Genomic DNA, 25151 nt, shown 5'->3' with positions numbered 1-25151 from the left:
GCTCAGCGGGCGAAGCGTTCCACGTAGCGGCGCTGCCAGGGTGTCTCCACCGCGTGCCGGTCGTAGTTCTCACGGACGTACGCGACAGCCTTGTCTCGTGCCACGCCGTCGAGGATCGCAAGGCAGGCCAACGCGGTTCCGGTCCGCCCTCGCCCTCCCCCGCAGGCGATCTCGACCCGGTTCGACCCGGCACGCGTCCACACGTCCTCCAGGGTCGCCCGCGCCGCGTCCCGGTCCGAGGGCAGCCGGAAGTCGGGCCAGCGCACCCAGATCGACTCCCAGGGGACCTCGGGCGGTGTCTTACCGAGCAGGTACACACCGAGGGTCGGCACCGGGCCCTCCGGCAGTGGACGGCGCAGTCCTCGTCCTCGCACGAGACGTCCGGATGGCAGCCGCAGCACGCCAGAAACATTCACATCCCATGCATCACTCACCAGGCACAGCCTAGTTGATCATGCAACGGAGAAACGCGCTCAGTCCCCCGCCGACGTGGTCATCGCCGCCTTCGCCTCGGACCACTGCCGCACCACGTGCACGTCGGCCACGAACCGCACACCCGAACCCGGGAACCACGCCCGCCCGGTCTCGTCCAGACACGTACGCAACAGGTCCGCGACCGTCTCTCCGTGCTCCTCCGGCACGTGTACCAACAGCTCGTCGTGCAGGCACAGCACGATCCGCCCGCCGAGCGGCGCGCAGCGAGCTCGGATCGTCACCGCCCAGACCTTGAACAGCTCGGCGGCGGCGCCCTGCACGACTGCGTTGCGCGCGAATCGGCCACGTGCGGCCGCCACCATCCGCCGAGTGGTCTCGTCCAGCCCTTCCGGGAGCGCACCGATACGTACCAGACGTCCTCCGTAGGTCCGGACATCCTTGCCCGCTCGGCCCTGGTCGGACGCCTTGCGCAGGAACCGCATCGCGGTCGGGTAGGCCGATTCCAGACCGCGCAGCGCCTCCCCCGCCGTGCCGGAGGTCTGCCCGTACATCGCGGCGAGCACAGCGACCTTCGCCACCGGGCGCTCCACCCGGAGCCGCTCGGCGACCGGCGAGTAGAGGTCCTCGTCCCGCGTCGCAGTGACGAGTGCCCGGTCCTTCGACACGGCGGCGAGCACTCTGGGTTCGATCTGCCCCAGGTCCGCCCTCACCAGGACGTGTCCCGGCTCCGCGACGACAGCCGGACGCAGCTCGGCCGGCATGTTGTGCAGGCCCGCCTGTGCGGTCATCCGCCCGGCCGCACCGTCACTGCTGCTCCACCGGCCTCGCAGCCTGCCGTCGGTTCCGACGTGCTCGTCCAGCCACCGGTACCCGTAGGTGGTCGCCAGACGTTCCGCCTTCCGCCACTGCAGCAGGGCCGGCACGACGGGATGCAGCTCCACCATGGGTTCCAGCCGCCAGGCGCGGGTGTCCGGAGCGTCGATGCCGACGGACGCCAGCATGCGCCGGACCTGGGCGGGGTTGCGCAGGTCGATCATGTCTCCGTCCGGTACGAGCCGACGCACGACGTCGTCGCGGCGTTCCTGCTGCTCCCGCGCCTGGACCTGATCGCTCGGACGCGGGCCCAGCAGCGACGCCAGCAGCTGTTCCGCGCCACGCCGCTGTACCGGGAGCCCGTCGGCGGCCAGCTCCGCGCACAGCAGCTCGACGGCCGACTCCGATCGTGCCGTGGCGCTCGGGTCGCCGCCGGACAGCGGCCGGCTCAGCCGTTGCTGCTGCAGGGCGTGCGCCGCGAGGGCGATCGCGGCCCATCGTGCCCACCGGCTCGATTCCCGCGTCCACCCGCCGCTCACCCATTCCGGACGCAGATGACCGTCCGGCCGCACCGGGTCGGCGAGATCGGCACCATCCTCTCCGCCGGGAGTGAGCAGGTCCAGCTGCCCCATGCCCGGGATGGAGTACTCGTCGAGGTCGTGGAGCGCGGCCCACACCGCGGCGGCGTCACCTCGGCCACCGCCGAAGAGGATGCGGTGAACCGCACCGACGTCCCAGCAGGTGGCGGGCCGGAGCCCGGCCGCCACCAACGCCGCCGGGGTCCGCTGCGACCACCACACCCACCTCGGACGCAGCCACGACTCGATCCGCTCGACGACGGCGACGGGCGACGCGGCGGCGAGGGCCCACGCCGCCCCCGGAACGGCCATCCCGAGCCCGGCACCGTCGACCACGACCAGCGCCAGCGCCTGACCACGCCGGGCGCCCTGCTCTTCCATCCGGGCGAACAGCTCGTCCGCGCTGCGCACCACCGACTCGGTCACTCCGTCATCCTCGCCCACCGCGCGGCCCGCCCGCACGACCTCGCAGAGCGTCATGTCGCATCGCAGACGCTGCAGTGTCTGCGACGCGACAGCTGGGTCTGCGAAATCGTCCGAGGCGATCAGTTGTCGTCGGAGTCGTCGTCGTCATCGTCGGAGTCGCGGTCACGGTGGTGGCGACCGTGGTGACGTCCGTGGTCGTCGTCATCATCGTCATCGTCGTCCCAGAAGCTCTCCGAGTCCTCACCGAGGGGCTGGAACTCGGGGAAGCGCTCGGGCGGCGTCGAGCTCAGGGCGGCGTTCATGAACTGCTGCCAGATGCTGCCGGGCACCATCCGCCCGTAGATGGGACGGCCCGCCGGTGTCTTGATCGGAGAGTTGTCGTTCGTGCCGACCCACACCGCGGTCGACAGCGTGGGCGTGTAGCCGACGGTCCATCCGTCGTTGTTCTGCCCGACGACGTGGCTCTGCGTCGTGCCGGTCTTCGCGGCCACCTCACGGGAACGCGACAACGGGATCAGCGACGAGCCTGCCACGTCGAGCATGCTCTCGGTGACGTTGCGGGCCACCTGAGGGTCGATCCGGAGCTGCGCGGGCGACGCCGGATTGTCGACGAGCACCCTGCCGTCCGCCGTCTCGACCTTGGTGATCAGATGTGGTGCGCGGAACACCCCACCGGCGGCGAACGTCGCGTACGCCGAGGCCATGTCGCCGGGCCGGACCTCCTTGTCACCGAGGGAGATACCGGCAGTGGGGTTGGGCAGCAGGTTCGCCGGGATTCCCGCCTGGTGCGCGGCGGCGGCCACCGCGGGCGGCCCGACCTCGACACCCAGCTGATAGAAGATCGTGTTGATCGACTTGGTCATCGCCTCCTTCAGGTCGCACTCGTCGCAACTGTCGCCGTCGGAGTTGGACACGGTCTGACCGGCGATGGTCTGCGGCGAGCTGCCGTCGAAGTAGGAGTAGATCCCGATCGGAGGCTTGTGCAGCAACGCGGCCGTCATGACGAACGGCTTGAACGACGAGCCGGGCTGTTTGAGCACGCGCGCGTAGTCCAGCCCGACTCCGTTGTCACCGCCGTAGTAGGCGACGATCCCACCGGTCCGGGGGTCGACCGCGACCAGCGCGGTACGCAGGTTCGGCAGCTGGCCCTTGAGCACCTTCGCCGAGATGTCCGCCGCCTGCTGCTCCAGCCCCTCGTCGACCGTGGTCGTGATGGTCAGACCGTCCTGGGTGAGGCTCTGTTCGGTGATGCCCAGATCGGTCAGCTCGGCCTGCACCTGCTTGACGACGTGCCCGAGGTGGTTGCCCGGGATACCGCCCTTGACCGAGCTCTGCGGCAGGGTCTGCGGGAACTGGGCGGCGGCGCGGTCGGCCGGGGAGAGCCAGTGCTCGGCGACCATGCCGTCCAGAACGTAGTTCCAGCGCTGGGTCGCCATTCCCGGGTCGGTCGCCGGGTCCCAGCGCGACGGCGACTGGATGAGACCCGCGAGCAGCGCGCCCTGGGACACCGTCAGCTTGCCCGTGTCGACGCCGAAGTACGCCTGGGCCGCGGCCTGGATGCCGTACGCGCCCCGCCCGAGGTAGATCGTGTTGAGGTAGTCCTCGAGGATCCGCTCCTTGCTGTACTCCTGGGCGATCTTCGCCGCGCCGATGACTTCCTTGTACTTGCGCCAGAACGAGTGCTGGTCCTGGCCGGTGGTGAGCTTGATGTACTGCTGCGTGATGGTCGAGCCACCGCCCGCGCGGCCGGTGAGCTGCGCCCAGGCCGCCCGCGCGATACCGACGATGTCGAAGCCGGGGTTCGAGAAGAAGGACCGGTCCTCCGCGGAAAGAACGGCCTGCTGCACGTGCTGGGGCACCTGGGCCAGCGCGATCTTGACCCGGTTACCGGCGCCGTCGGGCCGCACCGTCGCCATCGGCTTGCCGTCCGAGAAATTGATCTTCGCGATCTGGCTGATCACCACGTCGTCCGGCGTGGGCGCGGGAAAGACGTACCACCCGATACCGAACGCCGCCGCCGGGACGAGCACCACGAGGATGGCCAGTGCGAGCACCGTCCGAAGGACCCACCGCAGCCGTGCCTTCGACCGGGCGGGGGACGCCGGCTGGTCCGGCCCGCGCCGCCGTATCTTGCTCCGGGCCACCCGGAGCCATCGTCGAAGATCGAGCCGCATCTGCACCTGCTGATTGTGCACACTTGTCCAGCCCGGTGGCGCGGGACTTGACATAAGCAGATGTGACGTCGGCCGGCCTCCCATTCGCCGGGACCGTCACAGGGTCGTCTCAGGGTCGTGGCGCACCATGGAGGCATGCAGGAGGAACACTCCGCCGGTGCGCACGACCCGGCGTCCAGCGCTGGTCAACCGCCCTACAGCGATCGACCGATGTACGGCGCGCACTCCGGGGGCACGACCCCCACCGCCGTCTACCCGGCGTTCGGCACACCCGCTCCGGCACCGCCGAGGCGCACGACGAGCCTCGTCGCGATCGCGCTGGTGGCTGGCCTGGTCGGCGGAGGGCTCGGCTTCGGGGGCGCCTACCTCGTGTTCAACAGCGCGGGTGTCGGCGCGACGACGTTGGCCGGGACAGCCGATCCGATGGTGGGCAAGCCCTCCGACGGCTCGGTCGCGGGTGCCGCGGCGAAGGCGATGCCGAGCACGGTCGACATCCGCTGGCGGACGAACCGGGGGACGGTCGAGGGCAGCGGCGTCATCCTCAGCGCCGAGGGTGAGGTGCTGACCAACAACCACGTGGTCGACGGCGCATCCCAGGGCGTCCAGGTGACCCTCGCGGACGGCTCCACGCACCGGGCGTCGGTCGTCGGTACCTCCCCCAGCTACGACCTCGCGGTCATCCGCATCAGCGGTGCGTCCGGGCTGACGCCCGCGACGCTCGGCCGGTCCACCGACGTCTCGGTCGGCCAGCCGGTCGTCGCGATCGGTTCACCCGAGGGTCTCAGCGGCACGGTGACCAGCGGAATCGTCAGCGCCATGAACCGGACCGTGACCGCGAGCGACGGCAACGGCTCGGGGCGGGTCATCTACAACGGGCTGCAGACCGACGCGCCGATCAACCCCGGCAACTCGGGCGGTCCGCTGGTCAACCTCGCCGGCCAGGTCGTCGGGATCAACTCGGCGATCGTCGGCTCGAACGGCTCCATCGGGCTGGGGTTCGCCATCCCCGTCGACCAGGCACGCCGCGTCGCTCAGGAGCTGATCAGCAACGGCACCGCGACCAAGCCACAGCTCGGGGTCGCCGGCGGGGAGTCCGCACTCGGCGGCGCCACGATCGGCCAGGTCACGCCGGGCTCGGCGGCCGAAGCCGCCGGTCTGCGCGCCGGCGACGTGGTGACCAAGGTCGGCAGCGCCACGGTCGGCGACTTCACCGATCTGATCGCACGCGTCGGCAGCTACGCACCGGGCCAGCAGGTCACCCTGACGGTCACCGGCGCAGACGGCACAGCGCCGAGAGAGGTTCCGGTCACCCTGGGCAGCATGCCGGACAAGCAGCCGACGATCAGCGACGGCGACCTGTCCGGCCTTGCCGAGCTGTTCGGTCGAGGCGGTAACTGACAACACCGTCCTTGGTATACATCAAACGTCTAGTTGATATACTAGGCTGGACTGTGCGTACCATGACGCCCACAACTTCATGTGCCGCTCGAACCTCAGCGGGAGATCTGGCGAACCGCCAGAGCCGTAGGAGCAACCCTCCCCGGGAATCTCTCAGGCCACCCGTACCGCAGAGGCGAGGCAACTCTGGAAAGTGATCACGCGACGCCGCGTGGTCCGCCGAAGGGGCAAGCGGGTTCGTCCACCGCGGAAACTCTCAGGCCTATGTGACAGAGCGGGGAGACAGCACGCACCACGTGGTGTGCCCTGTCCCCGTCGAGTCTGGAGTGCACATGTCTTCGCCTTTCGTCGATCGCCACATCGGCCCTGACTCCGCCGCCGAACGCGCGATGCTCGACGTCATCGGCCACACCGACCTCGATTCGCTCATCGATGCCGCCGTACCCGAGTCGATCCGCACGCGGACCGCGCTCGACCTGCCGGCCGCGCTGGACGAGCACGCCGCACTGGGTGCGCTGCGCGAGATCGCCGACCGCAACCGCCCCATGGTGCAGATGATCGGTCAGGGCTACTACGACACCATCACGCCGGCCGTGCTGCGCCGCAACATGCTCGAGTCCCCCGCCTGGTACACCGCCTACACGCCGTACCAGCCGGAGATCTCCCAGGGCCGCCTCGAAGCGCTGCTGAACTTCCAGACCATGATCGAGGACCTCACCGCGCTGCCGGTCGCGGGCGCGTCCCTGCTCGACGAGGCCAGCGCGGTCGCCGAGGCGGTCCTGCTCATGGTCCGGGCCGCCAAGCGCGGCGCCGCGAACGGCCGCATCCTGGTGGACTCCGACATCTTCCCGCAGAGCCTCGCGGTGCTGCGCCGCCGCGTCGAGCCGCTGGGCATCGACATCGCGGTCACCGACCTCTGGGCCGACGGTCTGTCGATCACCGACGACACCCCGCTGCTGGGCGTCGTCCTGCAGAACCCCGGTGCCGGCGGTGCCGTCCGCGACATCAGCGGCCTGGTCACCGAAGCGAAGGAGCGCGGCGCGCTGGTCACGGTGGTGTGCGACCTTCTCGCACTCACCCTGGTCACCCCGCCTGGTGAGCTGGGCGCGGACATCGCGGTGGGGTCCGCCCAGCGGTTCGGCGTCCCGTTGTTCTTCGGCGGCCCGCACGCCGCGTTCATGTCGGTACGGGCCGACCTCGCGCGCAAGCTTCCCGGCAGGCTCGTCGGGGTCTCCCAGGACACCGCGGGCCGCCCTGGGTACCGGCTCGCGCTGCAGACCCGTGAGCAGCACATCCGCCGGGAGAAGGCGACCAGCAACATCTGCACCGCGCAGGCGCTGCTGGCCAACGTCGCCGCGATGTACGCCTGCTACCACGGCCCTAACGGGCTACGCGCGATCGCCGAGCGCGTGCACGGGCACGCCGTGTCGATCGCGGACGGCCTGCGCGGCCACGACGTCACGGTCGTGGCGGACACGTTCTTCGACACGATCGTCGCCGAGGTGCCCGGTCGCGCTGAGACCGTCGTGGGCGTAGCCGCCGAGTCGGGCGTCAACCTGCGGCTCGTCGACGCCGACCACGTCGCCGTCGCCTGCGACGAGGTCACCACCACCGACATCGTCGACACGGTGCTCGCCACGTTCGGCGCCGGCCGGGTGGACCCGACCGAGGCGACGGCACTGCCCGCCGAGGTGCGACGCACCAGCGAGTACCTGACCCACCCGGTGTTCAACACGCACCGCTCGGAGACGGCGATGCTGCGCTACCTGCGTCTGCTGTCCGACAAGGACCTGGCGCTCGACCGCACGATGATCCCGCTCGGCTCGTGCACCATGAAACTCAACGCGGCCGCCGAGATGGAGCCGATCAGCTGGCCGGGCTTCGCGTCTCTGCACCCGTACGCACCGGTGGACCAGATCGACGGGTACGTCACCCTGACCGAGGACCTCAGCCGGTGGCTCGCCGAGATCACCGGGTACGACGCGGTGTCGTTGCAGCCGAACGCCGGTTCGCAGGGTGAGCTCGCCGGTCTGCTGGCCATCCGTGACTACCACCGGTCCCGAGGCGACGCGGACCGCACGGTCTGTCTGATCCCCGGGTCCGCACACGGCACCAATGCCGCCTCGGCGGTGCTGGCCGGTCTGAAGGTCGTGGTCGTGGCGACCGCCGAGGACGGTGGGATCGAGCTGGACGACCTGCGGGCCAAGCTGAGCGAGCACGGCGAGCAGGTCGCCGCCATCATGATCACCTACCCGTCCACGCACGGGGTGTACGAGCAGGAAGTCCGTGAGGTCTGCGACCTGGTACACGAGGCGGGTGGCCAGGTCTACATCGACGGCGCGAACCTCAACGCGCTGGTCGGCCTCGCCAAGCCCGGTGAGTTCGGCGGCGACGTGTCGCACCTGAACCTGCACAAGACGTTCTGCATCCCGCACGGTGGAGGCGGCCCGGGTGTGGGTCCGGTCGCGGCACGCGCGCACCTCGCCGAGTTCCTGCCCGGGGACCCGCTGGACCCCCAGGGGCGCGGCGTCACCGCCGCCCGCTTCGGCTCGGCCGGCATCCTGCCGATCACCTGGGCCTACATCGCGATGATGGGGGCGGAGGGTCTGACCAGGGCGAGCCGTGTGGCCGTGCTCTCGGCAAACTACCTCGCCACGCGTCTCGCCGACTACTTCCCGGTGCTCTACACGGGCGACACCGGGCTCGTCGCACACGAGTGCATCCTCGACCTGCGTGAGCTCACGACCCGTAGCGGCGTCACCGCGGAGGACGTCGCCAAGCGCCTCATCGACTACGGCTTCCACGCACCGACCCTGTCTTTCCCGGTGGCCGGAACCCTGATGGTCGAGCCGACCGAGTCGGAGGACCTGGCCGAGCTGGACCGGTTCATCGACGCGATGGTCGCGATCCGCGACGAGATCGACCAGGTCGTCGACGGCACCTGGCCGCTGGTCGACAGCCCGCTGCGCAACGCACCGCACACCGCGGCCGACCTGCTCGGCGAGAAGTGGGAGCTGCCATACACCCGCGAGCGGGCCGCGTACCCGCCCACCGTGTCGCGTGACGGCAAGTACTGGCCGCCGGTCAGCCGGATCGACGGCGCCGCCGGCGACCGGAACCTCGTCTGCTCCTGTCCCTCGCCGCAGGCCTACGCCCAGGAAGGCTCGGCATGACCAAGCAGACCCCGCTCGCCGCCGAGCACGAGAGCCTCGGCGCCACGACGACCGAGTTCGCCGGCTGGCAGATGCCCGTGCGCTACACCAGCGACCTCGCCGAGCACCGCGCCGTCCGTACCGCCGCGGGCCTGTTCGACCTGTCCCACATGGGCGAGTTCGAGATCACCGGCCCGGAAGCGGCCGCACTGCTCGACCACGCGCTGGTCAGTACCCTGTCCAAGGTCAAGATCGGACGGGCCAAGTACTCGCTGCTGTGTGACTCCGACGGCGGCATCATCGACGACCTGGTCGTCTATCGGCTCGACGAGCAACGCTTCCTCGCCGTGGTGAACGCGGGCAACGCCGAGAACGACCTCAAGGTGCTGACCGAGCGCGCGGGCGGATTCGACGCCGAGGTCACCGACCGCTCCGCCGAGACCGCGCTGATCGCCGTCCAGGGCCCGGCGTCGCCCGCCATCGTGACGGCGCTCGGCGCCGACTCGCTCGCGCAGCTCGTCTCCGGGCTGAAGTACTACGCGGCCGCCCAGGCCGAGCTGGCCGGTCATTCCGTCCTGCTCGCCCGTACCGGCTACACCGGTGAGGACGGTTTCGAGATCTACGTCCCGGCAGGGGAAGCCCCGGAGCTGTGGCACACGATCCTGGCCGCCGGCCAGGCGCACGGGTTGCAGCCCGCCGGTCTGGCCTGCCGCGACACCCTTCGACTCGAAGCGGGCATGGCCCTGTACGGCAACGACATCCGCACCGACACCAGCCCGTACGCGGCCGGGCTCGGCCGTGTCGTCGCCCTCGACAAGGACTTCGTCGGCCGTGACGCTCTCGCGGTGCTCGCCGAACAACCGCCGAAGCGGACCCTCGTCGGCCTGGTCGGAACGGGCAGGCGAGCCGCCAGGGCCGGCTGCCCCATCCAGGACTCCGAGGGCAACGAGGTCGGCTCGGTGACCTCCGGCGTGCTGTCCCCCACGCTCGGGGTCCCGATCGCGATCGCCCATCTCGACGCGACACTGGCCGGCACCGGCCAGGTCGTCGACGTCGATGTGCGCGGCACGGTCTCGCCGTACACCGTCACCGCTCTGCCGTTCTACCGCCGCTGACGCTCCCCCTCACCCTGAAAGGCCTTCTGCGATGACCGCTGCCCACGAACTCCCACCGAACCTCAGCTACACCCGCGACCACGAGTGGATCGCCGTCGCGCCGGGCGCCGACCTGCCCGAGGACGCCGTGCGGATCGGACTGTCCGCCATCGCCGCCGAGTCGCTCGGCGAGATCGTCTTCGTCGATCTGCCGGAAGCGGGGACGACCCTGGTCGCGGGCGAGGCGTGCGGCGAGGTCGAGTCCACCAAGTCCGTCTCCGACCTGATCAGTCCGGCCGGCGGGACGGTCGTCGAGCTGAACCCCGCGCTCGCCGACGATCCAGCACTGGTCGGCAAGGACCCATACGGTGAAGGCTGGTTGTTCACAGCCGTCGTGACCGACCTCGGCGACGTCCTGTCCGCCGACGACTACCTCACCTTCACCCAGGGGACCTGATGAGCACTCTCGACACACCGCTGAGCGAGTTCGACCCGGAGGTCGCCGAGCTGATCGGGCTCGAGCTGAACCGCCAGCAACAAGGTCTGGAGATGATCGCCTCGGAGAACTACGCGCCCTTGGCGGTCATGCAGGCCCAGGGTTCCGTGCTGACCAACAAGTACGCCGAGGGCTACCCCGGGCGGCGCTACTACGGTGGTTGTGAGCACGTCGACGAGATCGAACGCTTGGCCATCAGCCGCATCAAGTCGCTGTTCGATGCGGGATTCGCCAACGTCCAGCCGCATTCCGGCGCGCAGGCGAACGCGGCGGCCATGCACGCGTTGATCAAGCCGGGCGACACGATCCTCGGCCTGTCGCTGGCCCACGGTGGCCACCTGACGCACGGCATGCGGATCAACTTCTCCGGTCTGCTCTACAACGTGGTCGCCTACGAGGTCTCTCCGGACACGTTCACCGTGGACATGGACGAGGTGGAGCGCCTGGCCAAGGAGCACCGGCCGAAGCTGATCATCGCGGGCTGGTCCGCCTACCCGCGTCAGCTCGACTTCGCGCGCTTCCGTCAGATCGCCGACGACATCGACGCGTACCTGATGGTCGACATGGCGCACTTCGCCGGGCTGGTCGCCACCGGTCTGCACCCCTCCCCCGTGCCGCACGCCCACGTCACGACGTCGACCACGCACAAGACACTCGGCGGGCCGCGCGGTGGCTTCATCCTGACCAATGACGCGGACCTGGCCAAAAAGATCAACTCGGCGGTGTTCCCCGGTCAGCAGGGTGGTCCGTTGGAGCACGTCATCGCGGCGAAGGCGGCCGCGTTCCGGATGGCGGCGCTGCCCGAGTTCACCGATCGGCAGGAGCGGACCATCGAGGGATCGCGGATCCTCGCCGGCCGGCTCACCGCGCCCGACGTCGCCGAGGCCGGCATCAGCGTCCTCACCGGTGGCACCGATGTACACCTCGCGCTGGTCGACCTGCGGTCGGCGAAGCTCGACGGCAAGCAGGCCGAGGACCGGCTGGCGTCGGTGGACATCACCGTCAACCGCAACGCGGTGCCGTTCGACCCCCGCCCGCCGATGGTGACGTCCGGCCTGCGGATCGGCACGGCGGCGCTAGCCACACGCGGATTCACCACGGAGGGCTTCGAGCAGGTGGCGGACATCATCGCGCGCACGCTGCTGCTCTCCGACGAGGACGCGGCAGGAGGACCGGCTCTCGACGCGCTGCGCGCCGAGACCCGGGAACTCGCCCGCCGACACCCGCTCTACCCCTGACGCACTCCCACCGGACGCGAGGTCAACGATGACTGTCAGTGTGTTCGACCTGTTCTCGGTCGGCATCGGACCATCCAGCTCACACACCGTCGGACCGATGCGAGCCGCCGCCCGGTTCGTCGCCGACCTCGCGTCCACCGAAACACTGACCGAGGTCGCCGACATCCGTGTCGACCTGTTCGGCTCGCTCGCCGCCACCGGCGCGGGCCACGGCACGATGTCGGCGATCCTCCTCGGGCTGGAAGGCCGCGCTCCCGAGCTGGTCACCGGCGACGAGGTGCGCAAGCGGCTGACCGAGATGCGCGAGTCCGGGTCGGTCGAGCTTCCCGGCGGGCCGGTCATCGCGCTGCGCGAGGAGGACATCCGGCTGCATCCCTCGAAGGTCCTGCCGGCGCACCCGAACGGAATGACCGTCGCGGCCTACGGCGCGGGCGACCGGCCGCTGCGTGAGCAGACCTACTTCTCGGTCGGCGGCGGCTTCGTCGTCACCGAGGAGGAGGTGGAGGCCGCGTCGTCGGAGGACACCCCGGCACCACACGGTCCGTTCGCCACCGCCGTGGAGCTCATGGAGTGCTGCCGGTCGATGAACGCTCCGGTCAGCGAGGTCATGCTGCGCTTCGAGAGCACCACCCGGCCTGCCTCGGAGGTGCGCGACTATCTGACGCACATCGCCGAGGTCATGTCCGAGTGCTTCCACCGGGGCATCGAGAACTCCGGCGAGCTGCCGGGTGGTCTCAACGTGCGCCGCCGGGCGCCCGGCTGGCACCAACGTCTCCTCGCCGAGGACCCGGACCGTGATCCGGCACTGTCCGAGGACTGGGTCAACCTCGTGGCGCTCGCGGTGAACGAGGAGAACGCCGGCGGCGGGCGGGTCGTCACGGCACCCACCAACGGCGCGGCGGGGGTCATTCCGGCCGTGCTGCACTACGCGCTGAACTACACCTCGCAGGGCCGGGAGGCTCCCGAGGACACGACGGTGAAGTTCCTGCTCACCGCCGGTGCGATCGGGTCGCTGTACAAGGAACGCGCCTCGATCTCGGGTGCCGAGGTCGGCTGTCAGGGCGAGGTCGGTTCAGCGGCGTCCATGGCGGCCGGCGCACTGGCCGAGGTACTGGGCGGCACGACGGCCCAGGTGGAGAACGCGGCGGAGATCGCCATGGAGCACAGCCTCGGGATGACCTGCGATCCCGTGGGCGGTCTCGTGCAGATTCCCTGCATCGAGCGCAACGCGATCTCGGCGGGCAAGGCGATCAACGCCGCGCGAATGGCACTGCGCGGCGACGGCCAGCACCGCGTCTCGCTGGACACCGTCATCGCAACCATGCGCGAGACCGGGCGGGACATGAGCACGAAGTACAAGGAGACCTCGATGGGCGGCCTGGCCCTGACGGTCCTCCCGGTCAGCATCGTGGAGTGCTGACCACGTCCCCGACTCGCACACACATCCGCGAGTCGGGGATTTCGTCATGCCGGCGACAACTCGGCCACCTTGTCACGGATCGTTGGGATCTTTCGCCAGCACCGCGAGTGCCGCGATGAGCAGCGCCACGGTCAGTAGGAACAGCAGCTGATCGACGAGCGCGCCACCGACCACTGACCAGACCAGCAACCAGAGCCAGCAGCCAACGGTGCGACGTCTTAGGTACCACCGCAACCGGTTCGGTCTCTCGGTGTCGATCACCGGTAATCCACCCGCTGACCGTCAGGCGTGAACAGGAGAATCAGGCGGTAGTCGCTGGCACCCGCACACACATCACCGTGCCCGTGGTCGTAAATCCAGACCGTGAACCCATCCGATGCGAGCGCCTTCGCGGTCAGCTCCACCTCGGCCAGGTCGTCGGTGTTGTGCATTTGGAGTTCGTTCCGCACCGGACGGCCTAGCGGTCCCTCGTGCAACCGCGCATGCAGGTGGTAGGCGCTCATCCGTCAACGGTCGCGGCGGAGAAGCGTTCACCCAACGACACCGAGGTATACGTGCAGGCCAGGGCATATACATCGCGCGTATAACGGCTCCCCACACTCTGTTGATCATCTATGCTCGCTTGACCGACTACGGGGGAACGATGCGCGGTTGCAGGGGGTGTGGTGCGCGGCTTGCGGCTGATCAACGCGAGTCGTTGTGCAGTCCGTGCGCTCGAACCGTCGTCGATGCCCCTCGGGACCAGCCTGCCGAGTTCTGGTTGATCCCAGCTGTTCAGGATGCCCTCGCGGCCCAGCATTTCGGCATACTGCTCAAGGCCTACCGCTACGCGCACCAGCCAGTACTGACCCAGACGGCGGTCGCTCGGTGGCTCGACTTGTCACAAGCCCAGGTGAGTCGACTCGAACGGCCGGGTACACCGCCGCCATCGGACCTCACGAAGCTGTGCCGTTGGGCTGATGTACTGCGCATCCCGGCCGATCTGCTGTGGTTCGGATCTTCGAGGATTGCGACTTCGCCGCGTACCGTTGACGCCGTGGACAGGCGGAACCTGCTGAAACTGGCCGGGGCGGCGGCTGCAACCGGTGCGCTCGTCGACCCACCATGGAAACGGCTCGCGGACACCCTCGCTGGCTCGCGCGCACCCGACACCGCGACCGTCACGGCGGTAGAGAACAAGACTCGATCATTCTTCGAGGCCGAGGAGACCATCCCCGCGCGGCAGCTGGTCGCCACGCTCCGAAAGCACTACCGCACGCTGAAGTCGTTGACCGAGAACAGCACCAACGAGGGTCTACGTCGGCGACTGCTGACCTCGGCCGGTGAGACCGAGGCCCTTGCCGGGTGGACCATGTTCGACATCGGACGACCAGCAGAGGCGGCGCAAGTGTTCCGCCAGGCGCTCGACACGGCACGGGCAGCCGGTGATCCTGCGCTCGCGACATGCATCCTCGGGTACTGGTCGTATCTCCTGGCCAGCGATGGCGACACCCCGGCAGCCGTCAGGATGCTCGCCGACGCATCGGAGCATGTGCGCGGCAGCGACGCGGCTACTCAGGCGTGGATTCTCGCCAGGCGCGCCGAGGAACAAGCGATGGTCGGTGACACCACCTCGGCCGTTCGGTCGCTGGATCAGGCGGTCGCGGTGTTCGACTACGTACCCGCTGGTCCTGGTCGACCGTGGACATCGTTCTTCACCGCGAACCGTCTCGGGAGCCTCGCTGTGTCGACGTACGGCCGGATGGGGCACCGGGAGACCGACGATCTTGCCGCGTCACTCCTGAGCAGTCTCACTCCGACGGAGACGAAGGTGAAGGCGCTGGTCCTGGCCGATCTGGCTACCTCAGTTGCGCGGCATGGTGATTACGACCGGCTGGCAGCGCTCACCGACAACGCGGCGCCGCTCGCCACCCGGACAGAGGCATCGCTCGCTATCGGCCGTCTATGGGACGTTGTGGAGCTGATCCCCGCCGACGCGACCGGTACGCCGCGCGAGGTTCGTGGGCGGTTGACGGCTCAGTTGAGCAGCGCCTAGGCCTTCGACTCGTCGACCACCCATGCCAGGTACTCGGCGCTGCCCCCGGTGATCGGAACGGCAACAACCTCCGGCAAGTCATACGAGTGGGCCGACTTGATGTGATCAACCAGTTCGGCGGCGCGATCGTTAGTCGTCTTGATCTCGACTCGCCACTCAGGATCGGTCTGCACAGCACCCTCCCAGCGATAGACGCTGGTAATCGGGCCGACGATCTGCGCGCACGCACCGAGCTTCGCATCGATGGCACCTGACGCGAGCCCCCGTGCTGCCTCTTCGCTGTCGGTGGTGGTCATCACGATCAGGTGCTCAGCCATGACTCGAACCCTATCGGTCGTCAGCAGTACCACTACCTGTCGCAGAACTTCGACTACAAAAAAAGGCCAGGCTCGCTACGGACTACCCGGAATCGTTGAGCCTTGTCAAAGGGCGTCCCCACGCAGAAGGCGAGGTCAGAAACCCCCGGTAACGACATGAGCACGAAGTACCAGGACCTCTTGATGGGCGGCCAGGCCCTGACGGTCCTCCCGGTCAGCATCGTGGAGTGCTGACCACTTCCCCGACTCGCGCACACACACATCCGCGAGTCGGGGATTTCGTCATGCCGGCGTGGCTACGGCTCATTGGGGTCGCGGGCTAGAACGGCGGCAGCCGCGATGTACAACGCGACCGTCAGCCACCACCAACCGATCCCGGCGACGATGCCGAGGAGCATCGACCCCATGACCAGCCACACCCACCAGACGAGCGTGCTGAAGCGCAAGAACCATGGGTACGCCGCCGAGCTGTCCCAGTAGTTGACCCGGCAACCGGCACCGTCGATCTTCGCGTTGCCGTTTCGTCTGGTCACAGGCCTCATCAGAGGGCCGATCCGACTGACGTTGCCATGCCCGCTGTGCGACGATATGTCAGCCTTTCCGCGACGTTCAGGGGAGGAACACGTGGGGGGAACACGTCATGTCGAGGGAAACGCCGCGCACTCTGCTCGAACAGCTGATCGCAGCGGAGCCGTACACCTGGGCTGAGCTCGAGGATCGGTTCAACCGATTCGCCAGGGAGCACGCCCGGGAGACCGGGGAACGAGCGACCTCGATCAGCTGGAACCAGCTTCAGCGGATCGCCGCGGGCAAGGTGCCGCATCCTCGGCCCGCGACCACGCGCGTGCTGGAGAAGATGTTCGGGCGCCCGGTCACCGAACTGGTGGCGGCCGAGATATTGGGGCAGGCCGAGACCGGCTGCGATGATGAGGACATGCGTAGGCGCGCGTTGCTCGGTGCCGCGGGCGGGATCGTCCTCGGCGGCGCCCTGGCAAACCTCGACCCAGTACGCAGACAGCTCGACGCCGCGTTGGATGGCCCGATCACCGAGCACGATGCCTTCGAGTGGGAACGCGCCGCCGACGAGTACTCCCGTCTGGTCTCGTCGGTACCCGCCGATCAGCTGCTTCCCGAACTCATCACCGACCTCGACGACGCGCGACGACACTTGGACCGGTCTCCCCACGCGATGCGGCTGCGGCTCGCGCGCGCTTGCGCACTGCTCGGGGGCCTGACCGCCATCTCACTGGTGGGTGCCGGGCGATGGACTGCGGCAAGCCGTTATTGGCGACTGGCAGACCGTGCCGCTCGTTTGAGCGGTGATCGCGGCGTGACCAGCCTGATCGCCGGCCGCCGCGCTGTCTTCACCACCTACGCTCCTTGGGCAGGCCCGGTCGTGGTGATGTCTCTAGCCGCGGACGCCCTTCGTTGGGGGGAGGACAAGCCTTCCGCCGGGACGACAAGCGCGCTCGCGGCACGAGCGCAGGTGTTGGCGATGCAAGGTGATCGGACCGGCGCCCGTGACACGCTGGCCGAGCTGGAGCGAGTGTTCGACCGGCTGGATGACGTTGTACGTCAGGCAACGCACTCGGAATGGTCCTGGTCCGAGACTCGTCTCCGCCATGTTCGCTCATTTGTCGCGAGTCACTCAGGTGACGTCCCCGAAGCGGCTGCCGCGCAGGATGCCGCACTCGCCGGATACGGGACTCCTGTCGCTCTCGGCGCTTCCCAGATTCGGCTGCACCAGGCCATGTCGATGATCACTGCGGGTGATCCGTCGGGCGGTGCGCAACACGTCGTCGCCGTGCTCGAATCGCTTGCCCCCTCGTTCCGGCGCGGTCACCTCCGCACGATGGCGGTGCACGCTCTTCGTCTGCTGCCTGAACGCGCGACACATCTGCCTGAGGTGCGCAAGGCGCGAGAACTGGTGGCCGCGACATGAGCGAACTGGCCTTCACACATTTCGGGCGAGAGGGTGTAGAAGTCGGTGAAGAGTTGATCACTCGGCTCTATGTGATCACGCACGGTGATGTCATCGGCAATCCGTTCTACAGCGCGGACCGATTCGTGGAACGTGTGCACGGCTACGCCCGTTCCCCTGGTTTCGAGCTGGTCATCGGTGCCGTCGAGGGCGACCCGGTCGGGCTGGCGCTGGGATATTCGCTCCCCACCAACGCGAAATGGTGGAACGGTCTGACAACACCCGTCGATCCGGATTTCATCGCCGAGGACGGCACCCGCACGTTCGGTCTGTGCGAGATCATGACCCACCCCGGGTGGCAGGGCCGCGGTATCGCTCATCAGGTTCATGACGAGCTGCTCTATAAGCGCCCTGAGCGACGCGCCACGTTGCTGGTCCGGGAGGAGAACGAGACTGCGCGGGCCGCCTACTTCAAGTGGGGCTGGCGGCAGATCGGCAAGCTCAGGCCGTTCCCGGACGCACCCCATTACGACGCATTGGTCCTGGACCTCGCGGAGAGCTGATGGTCGACAGGCTGTTCTCCGCCGTCGCGGCTAGTGTGGAACGAACCGGGGCAGGCGGAGAGGGCGGCATTGGCAAGTTCGAGATTCGTGGTGGCACTGACCGGGGCCACCGGCGCCGTGCTGGGGATTCGTCTCCTCGAGGTCCTGCGTGACCTGCCAGAGGTCCAGACCCACCTGGTCATGAGCACGTGGGCCCGGTCGACCATCAAGCTGGAGACCGGGTGGACGGTCGCGGAGGTGTCCGCGCTCGCCGATCACGTCCACCAGCACAACGACCAGCACGCGCCGATCGCGTCGGGCTCGTTCCAGACCGACGGGATGGTCGTCATCCCGTGCAGCATGAAGACCCTCGCCGGTATCCGGACCGGCTACGCCGAGGGTCTCGTGGCCCGCGCCGCCGACGTCACGCTGAAGGAACGCCGCCGGCTGGTGCTGGTCGCCAGGGAGACCCCGCTGTCGGAGATTCACCTGGAGAACATGCTCGCGCTGACCAAGATGGGCGCGGTGATCCTCCCGCCGATGCCCGCCTTCTACAACCACCCGAGCACGGTCGAGGACATCGTCGAGCACGTCGTGTCCCGCGTCCTGGACCAGCTCGGCCTCCCCGCTCCGAAGGCGCGCCGCTGGAACGGCCTCGGAGTGGACAACTAGGCCACTTCGCAGAGCGTCATGTCGCGTCGCAGACACTGCAGCGTCTGCGACGCGACATCGCGGTCTGCGAGGTCAGCCGGAGGGGTGCTTCGACATCAGGGTCGCCAGGTCGAAGGCAACCGTTGCGGCCGCCAGGCAGGTGATCTCGGCGTGGTCGTACGCGGGTGCCACCTCCACGACGTCCGCGCCGACGATGGGCAGCCCGTCGAGGCCGCGCAGCAGGCGCAGCAGTTCCCTGCTGGTCACGCCGCCCATCTCCGGCGTACCGGTTCCCGGCGCGAACGCGGGGTCGAGCACGTCGATGTCGACCGACACGTACACCGGGGCATCCCCGACGCGGCGGCGCACCGTGTCCAGCGCCTCCGGGACGCCCATGTCGTCCAGGTCGCCTGCGCGCAGAATCCGGAAGCCGAAAGCACTGTCGGCAGCGAAGTCCATCCGGTCGTAGACCGGGCCCCGGATGCCCAGGTGGATGGAGCTGTCCGCGGCGAACAGGCCTTCTTCGAACGCCCGCCGGAACACCGTGCCGTGCGTCAGCGGCGCATCGAAGTAGGTGTCCCACGTGTCCAGGTGGGCATCGAAGTGGATCAGGGCGAGAGGGCCGTGCTGGGCGTGCGCGGCACGCAGCATGGGCAGCGCGACCGTGTGGTCACCACCGATCGCGATGATCTTCCTGCCTCCGTCTCCGAGCACCTCCCTGGCATGCGACTCGACCTGCCCCATCGCCGCGTCGATGTCGTACGGCGTGCACGGGGCGTCACCCGCGTCGACGACCTGCACCGTGTCCAGCGGCGTGGTGTCCAGCTCGACGTGGTAGCCGGGGCGCAGGTGCCGCGACGCCTGCCGGACGCCCATCGGCCCGAACCGCGCTCCGGGACGGTAGGAGGTCCCACCGTCGAACGGAACACCGAGCACGGCGATGTCGTAGTCGCTCACCGCGTCGACCATGGGCAGTCGCGCGAACGTCCCCTGACCGGCGAACCTCGGGACCTTGGTCGCGTCGACCGGAGCGACGATCCTGTCCTGGCTGCTCATCGGATGAAACCCCCTTCGGGCTGTGCGGCGTCGCTCTGCGCGGCGCCGGACGTACTGGAGAGGGACCGCCCTCGGGTTTCGGGGGCCCACAGGAGGGTGGCCGTCCAGCCCAGCGCCGAGACCGCGGCACCGACCAGCAGCACCAGCTCCGTCCCGCCGTGCAGCAGCGCCAGCGGAAGCAGATAGGTGCTCACTGCGGAACCGATCCTGCTGACGGCGGTCCCGACACCGACCGCGGTCGCGCGAACCTCGGTCGGGAACAGCTCGTTCGGGTACACGACCTCGAGAAAACTGGATGCGCCTGACGCCAGGGCGAACACCGCCAGGGCCACGAAGAAGCCCACCGCGCCCAGCTGCGGGATGGTCCCGCGCAACGCGAGCGCGACCGCGATGACCCCGAAGGACCACAGCAACAACGCCCTGCGTCCGATCCTCTCCACCAGCCACAACCCGGGTATGCCGCCAACGACGAACAACATGGCGATGATCAGCGAGCCGCCGTACAGGTTGACGTCGCCGGTCATGCCGAAAGACTCGAACAGGTTCGGCGCGAAGGTGTACACGGCGAACAGCGGGATCACCTGGGCCGTCCAGAAGACCGAGACGAACGCCGTGCGCCCGAGGTGCGGCCTACGGAACACCGCGCCGAACGAGGTCGCGGCCGGTCGTTCGTCGGACAGGTGGGAGACGTCGTACTCCGGTCCGTAGACCTTCTTGATCGCGGCGTCGGCCTCCTCGACCCGCCCCTTGCTGAGTAGCCAGCGGGCCGACTCCGGCGTGCCGAGCCGCAACAGCAGGGTGATCACCGCGAAGACGGCGGGGCTGGCCAGCAGCCACCGCCAGGCATCCGGACCGGCGTCGCGCAGCAGGAAACCGACCGCGTACGCGACGGCGGCACCCGCGGCCCAGACGACGAACACCGCGCCCAGCATCCGGCCGCGCTGGCGTCGGGGCAGGTACTCGGCCAGCAGCGAGGTCGCGATCGGGTAGTCGGCGCCGATCGCCACCCCCAGCACGAACCGCAGTCCGATCAGCACCCAGATGTTCGGAGCGAAGGCCGAACCGATCGAGGCGACCGCGAGCACCAGCAGGTCGACGATGTACATGACCTGCCGCCCGATCAGGTCGGTCAGGTAGCCGAAGGCCAGGCCGCCGACGAACACGCCGACCAGGCTGGCCGCGCCGACCAGGCCGAGCTCGGCGTTCGACAGTCCCATCGACGGTGCGAGGCTGATCAGCGCGATGCCGATGACGGTCAGTGCATAGCCGTCGATGAACGGTCCGCCCGACGAATAGGCGGTGAGCTTCTTGTGGAATGACGTCAGTGGCGCATCGTCGATGAGGTGCCCGGATGTCATCGGTCGCTCCTCCCGGAGTGTGGCGGGAACGGAATGCGACCCAGGATCACCGCCGCGCACCACGGGCGACTAGACGGCGATCGCGACAACCGGCGCCCGGCGTCTTGAGCGATCGCACAACGAGCCTGTACCGAGCGTCCTCAACGCATTAGCGTGTCGCGATGAGTGTCACCGTCTCCGAGCTGCTGCAGATGCCGCACCTGCGGCTGCGGCTGCACTCCGGCGCCGCCGGGCTCGGCCGGACCGTGTCCTGGGCCCATTCCTCCGACCTGCCCGATCCGTGGGACTGGCTGGCCGGCGGTGAGCTCCTGATGACCAACGGGCTGTCCTTTCCCGCCGACGCCACTGGCCAGCGCTGGTTCATCGAACGGCTGGCGGAGTTCGGCGTGAGCGCGTTGGCGATCGCCGAACAGATGAGCTGTCCCGAGCTGACCGATGCGCTGGCCCAGACCAGCGACCGGCTCCGACTGCCGGTGCTGTGGGTCGAGCACCCGATGCCGTTCATGTCCATCTCCCGGGCCGTCGCCGAGGCGACGCTGCTCGAACAGTCACAACGGCTCATCCGTACCGAGCGCATCTACAACGTGGTGCACCGGGCGGCCGGCGGCCCCATCGACCACGCGGCGCTGCTGGCCTCGCTGTCCAGGGAGCTGGGCTGCGAGGTGCAGGTCAGGTCACGCGACACCGGCCATCCGTGGTACCCGGACACGCCCGAACGGGACACCCTGATCGCCCACGCGGTGCGGAACCGGCGCGAGGACGCCGGTGCCCGGACCCGGGCAGGCACGTTCGTCGTGGCGCTCCAGGACGGGCGCGAGATCCGGCTGATCGGCGTGCCAACCCAGGACAGCGCGGTGCTGGTCTTCGCGGCCGACGACGTGCTACCCGACCCCATCCTGATCCAGCACGCGGCGACCGTCGTCGGCCTACAGCTGGCGCAGTCGTTGCGCGCGGTGGAGCACCGTCGCAGAGCGGGCGCCGAGCTGCTGGCGCAGCTGCTGGACGGCGAGCTCGACCCGGCCGGCGGCGACCGCAGGCTCCGTGCGGAGGGGCTCGCCCCCGAGAGCAGTGTCCTGGTCAGCATCAGCGGCGCCGACCGGCCTCGCCTGCAGGAGCTTCACCTCTCGCTGTGGCACCTCGGCATCACACACATCACGCTGTCCAGGTCCGAACTGACCCAGGTGCTCATCGAGGACACCCCGGAGGGCCACGAGAAGGTGCGGACCGCCGCCGGGCCGGGGTGCCGGACCGGGTCGAGCGGCCCGCTACGCGAGTCGCACCGCCTCCCCCAGGCAGCAAGGGAGGCGGGCTGGGCACTGCGCATCGCGGAGAGCACCGGCATCCCGGCCGCCCGCTACGGCCAGTCGGTGCCGTGGCTGGGCATGACCAGCCTCGAGGAGGCGAGCAACCTCGTCGAGATGACCCTGCGCCCGGTGCTCGACCACGACGAACAGCACGAGACGCCGCTGCTGCCGACGCTGCGGACCTTCCTGGAGCACAAGCGTTCCTGGCAGCACACCGCCTCGGCGATGCACCTCCACCGGCAGACGGTCCTGTACCGGGTGCGCAAGGTCCAGGCGCTGCTCGGCAGGGACCTCACGACGTCGAGGGACATCGCCGAGGTCTGGCTGGGCCTGCAGGCCTTCGACCTGCTGGGCGAACAGGCCGCCGGCGCTACCCGATCTCCGGCCGCGGGAAGTACCTCGGGGTGAGCCCGAGGGTGCGGGTGTGGGCCGCGATCTCCCCCAGCGTCGTGACCCACAGCCCGTCCAGCGACAGCATCAGCTCCACGAGCCGCTCCAGCGCGCGGACCCGGCCCAACCTGCCGGACGCGAACGGGTGCACGGTCAGGACGAAGCACTGCCCCTCGGCGTGCATCGCCTCCAGCTCCCAGGACCACATCTCCAGCGCCTTGAGCGGACTCTCGATCAACCCGCTGCCGACCAGTCCCGGCAGGAAGCAGTACTGCTCCCAGTCGTCCAGCGCCCAGTGCACCGGGATCTGCACGATGTCACCGGCGCCCGAGTCCTGGGATCCCGCCAGCACGTACGGGACGTCGCAGTCCATCAGGCTGCTGTCGTACTCGAAGCCGCGCTCGATCAGCAGCTCGGGAGTGTGCCGGTTGACCTCCCAGTTCGGCGCCCGATAGCCGATCGGACGAATCCCACCGACCCGTTCCAGAGCCAGCAGCCCCCGGTCCAGCATGTCGGCTTCGGCCGAGCGGCTCATCCCCCGGGTCGTCTCGTGCAGGTAGGAGTGATGGGCGATCTCGTGACCGTCCTCCGCGATCGCGCCCACCACACTCGGATAGCGCTCGGCGGTGAACCCCGGAACGAAGAACGTCGCCTTCAGACCGTGCCTGCGCAGCACCGCGAGCAACCTGGGCACGCCGGTGAGCGGGCCGTAGGCCTGGTGCGACATCACCATCAGCCGGTCGGCGCTCGACGGGTCCAGCGACAGGATCGCCGCCTCGGCGTCGAGGTCGAAGGTCAACGCGGCCGCCGCGCGGTAGCCCGGCGGCCAGATGATCGGATCGGCCGGCCTCGTCGCATCGACGAGCTCGGGGTTCACCGCTCCCCCACCCTGGGTGCCGCTTTCGACGGGCGCTCGCGCGGCGGCACCACCGGGTCCCGGCTCCGCACCAGCGCCAGGTAGACGACCGCGGCCACGACCGACCCGGCGAGCCAGGACAGATCGATCCCACCGAGCGCGACGGCGATCGGTCCCTGCAGGAACGACGGGATTCCGTACTCGCACGACCAGGTCGCCACCATGCCGACCACCATCGCCACGAGAGCCGGCCAGCTCAGGTCGGCGAGCCGTCCGCCACCCGGCGGGTCGAACAGTGCATCGACGTCGATGCGTCGCCGCTTCTTCCAGTAGAAGTGGATGACCATGATGGCCGCCCACGGCGCGACCCAGGTGACCAGACCCGCCAGCCAGCCGTCCAGCGCGGCGGCGAAGTCGTTGCGCAGGATCAGGTACACGGTGAACGCGAACGCGACGACGCCCACCCCGTAGCTGAGCCTGCGGCGGTCGACGTGCCAGTCCACCGTCTGCGCGCACAGCCCGCAGGAGTAGATGTTCAGGATGTTCGTGGCGATCGGGCCGTGGATGACCAGCAGGATCACCGGCACGGCCAGCGCGCCGAACGCCTCGACCACGAGCTGTCCCGGGTCGACCTTCTCCGAGACCGTCGCCAGTGTCGCGCCGAAGACGCCGAGCCACACGGTGGGCACGAACTGGCCGAGAACGCTGGCCAGGTACACCGTGCGCCTGGGCATGGTGGGTGGCACGAACCGGGAGTAGTCCGAGGCGTAGGCGAACCAGGTGATGCCCCAGCCGATGCCGATCGCGGTCATGACGGTGCTCAGCGCGCTCCACAGCGCAGCGCCCCGCAGCCCCTGCCCGGTGTAGTCCCAGTGGACTCCGGTGCTGGTCCACGCGATCGCGGTCATCGCCGCGAGCACCACGGCGGTGACCGGGACCGTCCACCGTTCGAACCGGGCGATCGCCCGGAAGCCCACGGCCGCGATGCCCACCTGGATGATCATGATCAGGGCCGCGACCACGATCTTGAACCCGGTTCCGCCCTGGTAGCCGAGCTTCCCGAAGAGTGCGACGACCAGATCGAGGATGATCCAGGTGTTGACCGCGCACCACCCGGCGGCCAGCAGGCCCTGCAGCACAGCGGGCAGGTACGCGCCGCGCCTGCCGAAGGCACTGCGTGACAGGACCATCTGGCTGACCCCGGTGCTCTGGCCCATCAGCACGAACAGCCCGAAGATGCCCATCCCGAGCACGTTCCCGGCGACCAGCACGGCGATCGTCTGCCACAGGCTCAGCCCGAGGTGGATACCGATCGCCCCGAGCACCCAGTTGATCGGCGCGGTGTTGGCACCGGTCCAGATCCAGAACTGGTGGGCGGCGGTGGACGTCCGCGCCGACAGGGGCACGGGCAGTAGCGAATGTTCCGCGACCTCGGTCGCTTCGAGTGAACCGTCGTTCGTCATCGCGCCCACCTCACCCTGGTCAGGTAGGCCGACG

22 protein-coding genes and 1 riboswitch are annotated in these 25151 nt (G+C 69.0%); of the genes, 11 read left to right on the top strand and 11 right to left on the bottom strand.

Going from position 1 to position 25151, the window contains the following annotated elements; translation table 11 throughout:
- Positions 1-2: 2 nt before the first annotated feature.
- From G406_RS0129250 to G406_RS50655, 3 genes are all read right to left on the bottom strand, one after another.
- Complete coding sequence (locus tag G406_RS0129250; protein ID WP_028936527.1) at positions 3-434, bottom strand: protein-tyrosine phosphatase family protein; 432 nt, start codon at positions 432-434, stop codon at positions 3-5.
- A gap of 39 nt (positions 435-473) precedes the next feature.
- Complete coding sequence (locus G406_RS50660) at positions 474-2306, bottom strand: DNA polymerase (RefSeq protein WP_211241277.1); 1833 nt, start codon at positions 2304-2306, stop codon at positions 474-476.
- Between the two features lie 65 nt (positions 2307-2371).
- Positions 2372-4426: a transglycosylase domain-containing protein gene (locus G406_RS50655; protein WP_245607258.1), complete on the bottom strand. Its 2055-nt coding sequence runs from the start codon at positions 4424-4426 to the stop codon at positions 2372-2374.
- Positions 4427-4561: 135 nt separating this feature from the next.
- On the opposite strand from G406_RS50655, the gene G406_RS50650 reads away from it, so the two are divergent.
- The 6 genes from G406_RS50650 to G406_RS0129210 all read left to right on the top strand — a co-directional run bounded on the left by G406_RS50650 (position 4562) and on the right by G406_RS0129210 (position 13224).
- On the top strand, positions 4562-5824 hold the full coding sequence (locus G406_RS50650; protein ID WP_051342811.1) for a S1C family serine protease: 1263 nt from the start codon (positions 4562-4564) through the stop codon (positions 5822-5824).
- Positions 5825-5913: 89 nt separating this feature from the next.
- Positions 5914-6004: riboswitch (glycine riboswitch) on the top strand.
- A gap of 152 nt (positions 6005-6156) precedes the next feature.
- Positions 6157-8997 (top strand): aminomethyl-transferring glycine dehydrogenase, encoded by a 2841-nt coding sequence (gcvP, locus tag G406_RS0129230; RefSeq protein ID WP_051342810.1) that lies wholly within the window; start codon positions 6157-6159, stop codon positions 8995-8997.
- Positions 8994-10091: a glycine cleavage system aminomethyltransferase GcvT gene (gene gcvT / locus G406_RS0129225; protein ID WP_028936525.1), complete on the top strand. Its 1098-nt coding sequence runs from the start codon at positions 8994-8996 to the stop codon at positions 10089-10091. The genes gcvP and gcvT overlap by 4 nt, the downstream gene beginning before the upstream one ends.
- Positions 10092-10122: 31 nt before the next feature.
- The gene (gcvH, locus tag G406_RS0129220) at positions 10123-10527 is read left to right on the top strand and encodes a glycine cleavage system protein GcvH (RefSeq protein WP_028936524.1); all 405 of its coding nucleotides are present in this window, start codon (positions 10123-10125) and stop codon (positions 10525-10527) included.
- Positions 10527-11804 carry a serine hydroxymethyltransferase gene (gene glyA / locus G406_RS0129215; RefSeq protein ID WP_028936523.1) on the top strand — a complete coding sequence of 426 codons (1278 nt, stop codon included), beginning with the start codon at positions 10527-10529 and terminating at the stop codon, positions 11802-11804. Before gcvH ends, glyA begins: the two co-directional genes overlap by 1 nt.
- 28 nt (positions 11805-11832) lie before the next feature.
- Positions 11833-13224 (top strand): L-serine ammonia-lyase, encoded by a 1392-nt coding sequence (locus tag G406_RS0129210; protein WP_028936522.1) that lies wholly within the window; start codon positions 11833-11835, stop codon positions 13222-13224.
- Between the two features lie 72 nt (positions 13225-13296).
- On the opposite strand, the gene G406_RS0129205 is transcribed toward G406_RS0129210, so the two are convergent.
- Both G406_RS0129205 and G406_RS57950 read right to left on the bottom strand, forming a co-directional pair.
- Positions 13297-13485, bottom strand: a complete 189-nt coding sequence (locus G406_RS0129205) for a hypothetical protein (RefSeq protein WP_028936521.1) — start codon at positions 13483-13485, stop codon at positions 13297-13299.
- Positions 13482-13727 (bottom strand): hypothetical protein, encoded by a 246-nt coding sequence (locus G406_RS57950; protein ID WP_169736808.1) that lies wholly within the window; start codon positions 13725-13727, stop codon positions 13482-13484. The genes G406_RS0129205 and G406_RS57950 overlap by 4 nt, the downstream gene beginning before the upstream one ends.
- A 119-nt stretch (positions 13728-13846) precedes the next feature.
- On the opposite strand from G406_RS57950, the gene G406_RS57375 reads away from it, so the two are divergent.
- Positions 13847-15259, top strand: coding sequence for a helix-turn-helix domain-containing protein (locus G406_RS57375; protein ID WP_169736807.1), 1413 nt, complete (start codon positions 13847-13849; stop codon positions 15257-15259).
- Here the strand turns inward: G406_RS57375 and cutA are convergent.
- Both cutA and G406_RS0129180 read right to left on the bottom strand, forming a co-directional pair.
- On the bottom strand, positions 15256-15576 hold the full coding sequence (gene cutA, locus G406_RS0129190; protein ID WP_028936520.1) for a divalent-cation tolerance protein CutA: 321 nt from the start codon (positions 15574-15576) through the stop codon (positions 15256-15258). The genes G406_RS57375 and cutA overlap by 4 nt on opposite strands.
- A gap of 296 nt (positions 15577-15872) precedes the next feature.
- A complete protein-coding gene (locus tag G406_RS0129180; RefSeq protein ID WP_028936519.1) occupies positions 15873-16109 on the bottom strand; it encodes a hypothetical protein in 237 nt (78 codons plus the stop codon).
- 107 nt (positions 16110-16216) lie between these two features.
- Between G406_RS0129180 and G406_RS54675 the strand changes: the two genes are divergently transcribed.
- The 3 genes from G406_RS54675 to G406_RS0129165 all read left to right on the top strand — a co-directional run bounded on the left by G406_RS54675 (position 16217) and on the right by G406_RS0129165 (position 18711).
- On the top strand, positions 16217-17518 hold the full coding sequence (locus G406_RS54675; RefSeq protein WP_028936518.1) for a hypothetical protein: 1302 nt from the start codon (positions 16217-16219) through the stop codon (positions 17516-17518).
- On the top strand, positions 17515-18060 hold the full coding sequence (locus G406_RS0129170; protein ID WP_028936517.1) for a GNAT family N-acetyltransferase: 546 nt from the start codon (positions 17515-17517) through the stop codon (positions 18058-18060). The genes G406_RS54675 and G406_RS0129170 overlap by 4 nt, the downstream gene beginning before the upstream one ends.
- Before the next feature lie 69 nt (positions 18061-18129).
- Positions 18130-18711: a non-oxidative hydroxyarylic acid decarboxylases subunit B gene (locus G406_RS0129165; RefSeq protein WP_084216466.1), complete on the top strand. Its 582-nt coding sequence runs from the start codon at positions 18130-18132 to the stop codon at positions 18709-18711.
- A gap of 72 nt (positions 18712-18783) precedes the next feature.
- Here G406_RS0129165 and speB read toward each other — a convergent pair whose 3' ends face one another.
- Entirely contained in the window at positions 18784-19746 is a 963-nt protein-coding gene (gene speB, locus G406_RS0129160) for an agmatinase (RefSeq protein WP_028936515.1), read from the bottom strand.
- Entirely contained in the window at positions 19743-21104 is a 1362-nt protein-coding gene (locus G406_RS0129155) for an MFS transporter (RefSeq protein ID WP_028936514.1), read from the bottom strand. The genes speB and G406_RS0129155 overlap by 4 nt, the downstream gene beginning before the upstream one ends.
- Positions 21105-21265: 161 nt before the next feature.
- Between G406_RS0129155 and G406_RS0129150 the strand changes: the two genes are divergently transcribed.
- Positions 21266-22816, top strand: coding sequence for a PucR family transcriptional regulator (locus tag G406_RS0129150; protein ID WP_028936513.1), 1551 nt, complete (start codon positions 21266-21268; stop codon positions 22814-22816).
- On the opposite strand, the gene G406_RS0129145 is transcribed toward G406_RS0129150, so the two are convergent.
- Together G406_RS0129145 and G406_RS50635 are read right to left on the bottom strand one after the other, a co-directional pair.
- A complete protein-coding gene (locus G406_RS0129145) occupies positions 22779-23675 on the bottom strand; it encodes a polysaccharide deacetylase family protein (protein ID WP_051342808.1) in 897 nt (298 codons plus the stop codon). The two genes, G406_RS0129150 and G406_RS0129145, sit on opposite strands and share 38 nt — an antisense overlap.
- Positions 23672-25117, bottom strand: coding sequence for a purine-cytosine permease family protein (locus G406_RS50635; RefSeq protein WP_084216465.1), 1446 nt, complete (start codon positions 25115-25117; stop codon positions 23672-23674). The genes G406_RS0129145 and G406_RS50635 overlap by 4 nt, the downstream gene beginning before the upstream one ends.
- Positions 25118-25151: the final 34 nt, after the last annotated feature.

The sequence above is a fragment of the Actinospineispora spinosispora DSM 44797 genome (assembly GCF_000429025.1).
Taxonomy (GTDB): domain Bacteria; phylum Actinomycetota; class Actinomycetes; order Mycobacteriales; family Pseudonocardiaceae; genus Pseudonocardia; species Pseudonocardia spinosispora.
The sequence above is the reverse complement of the archived record's forward strand: the minus strand, read 5'-3'. Positions and strand labels throughout refer to the sequence as shown.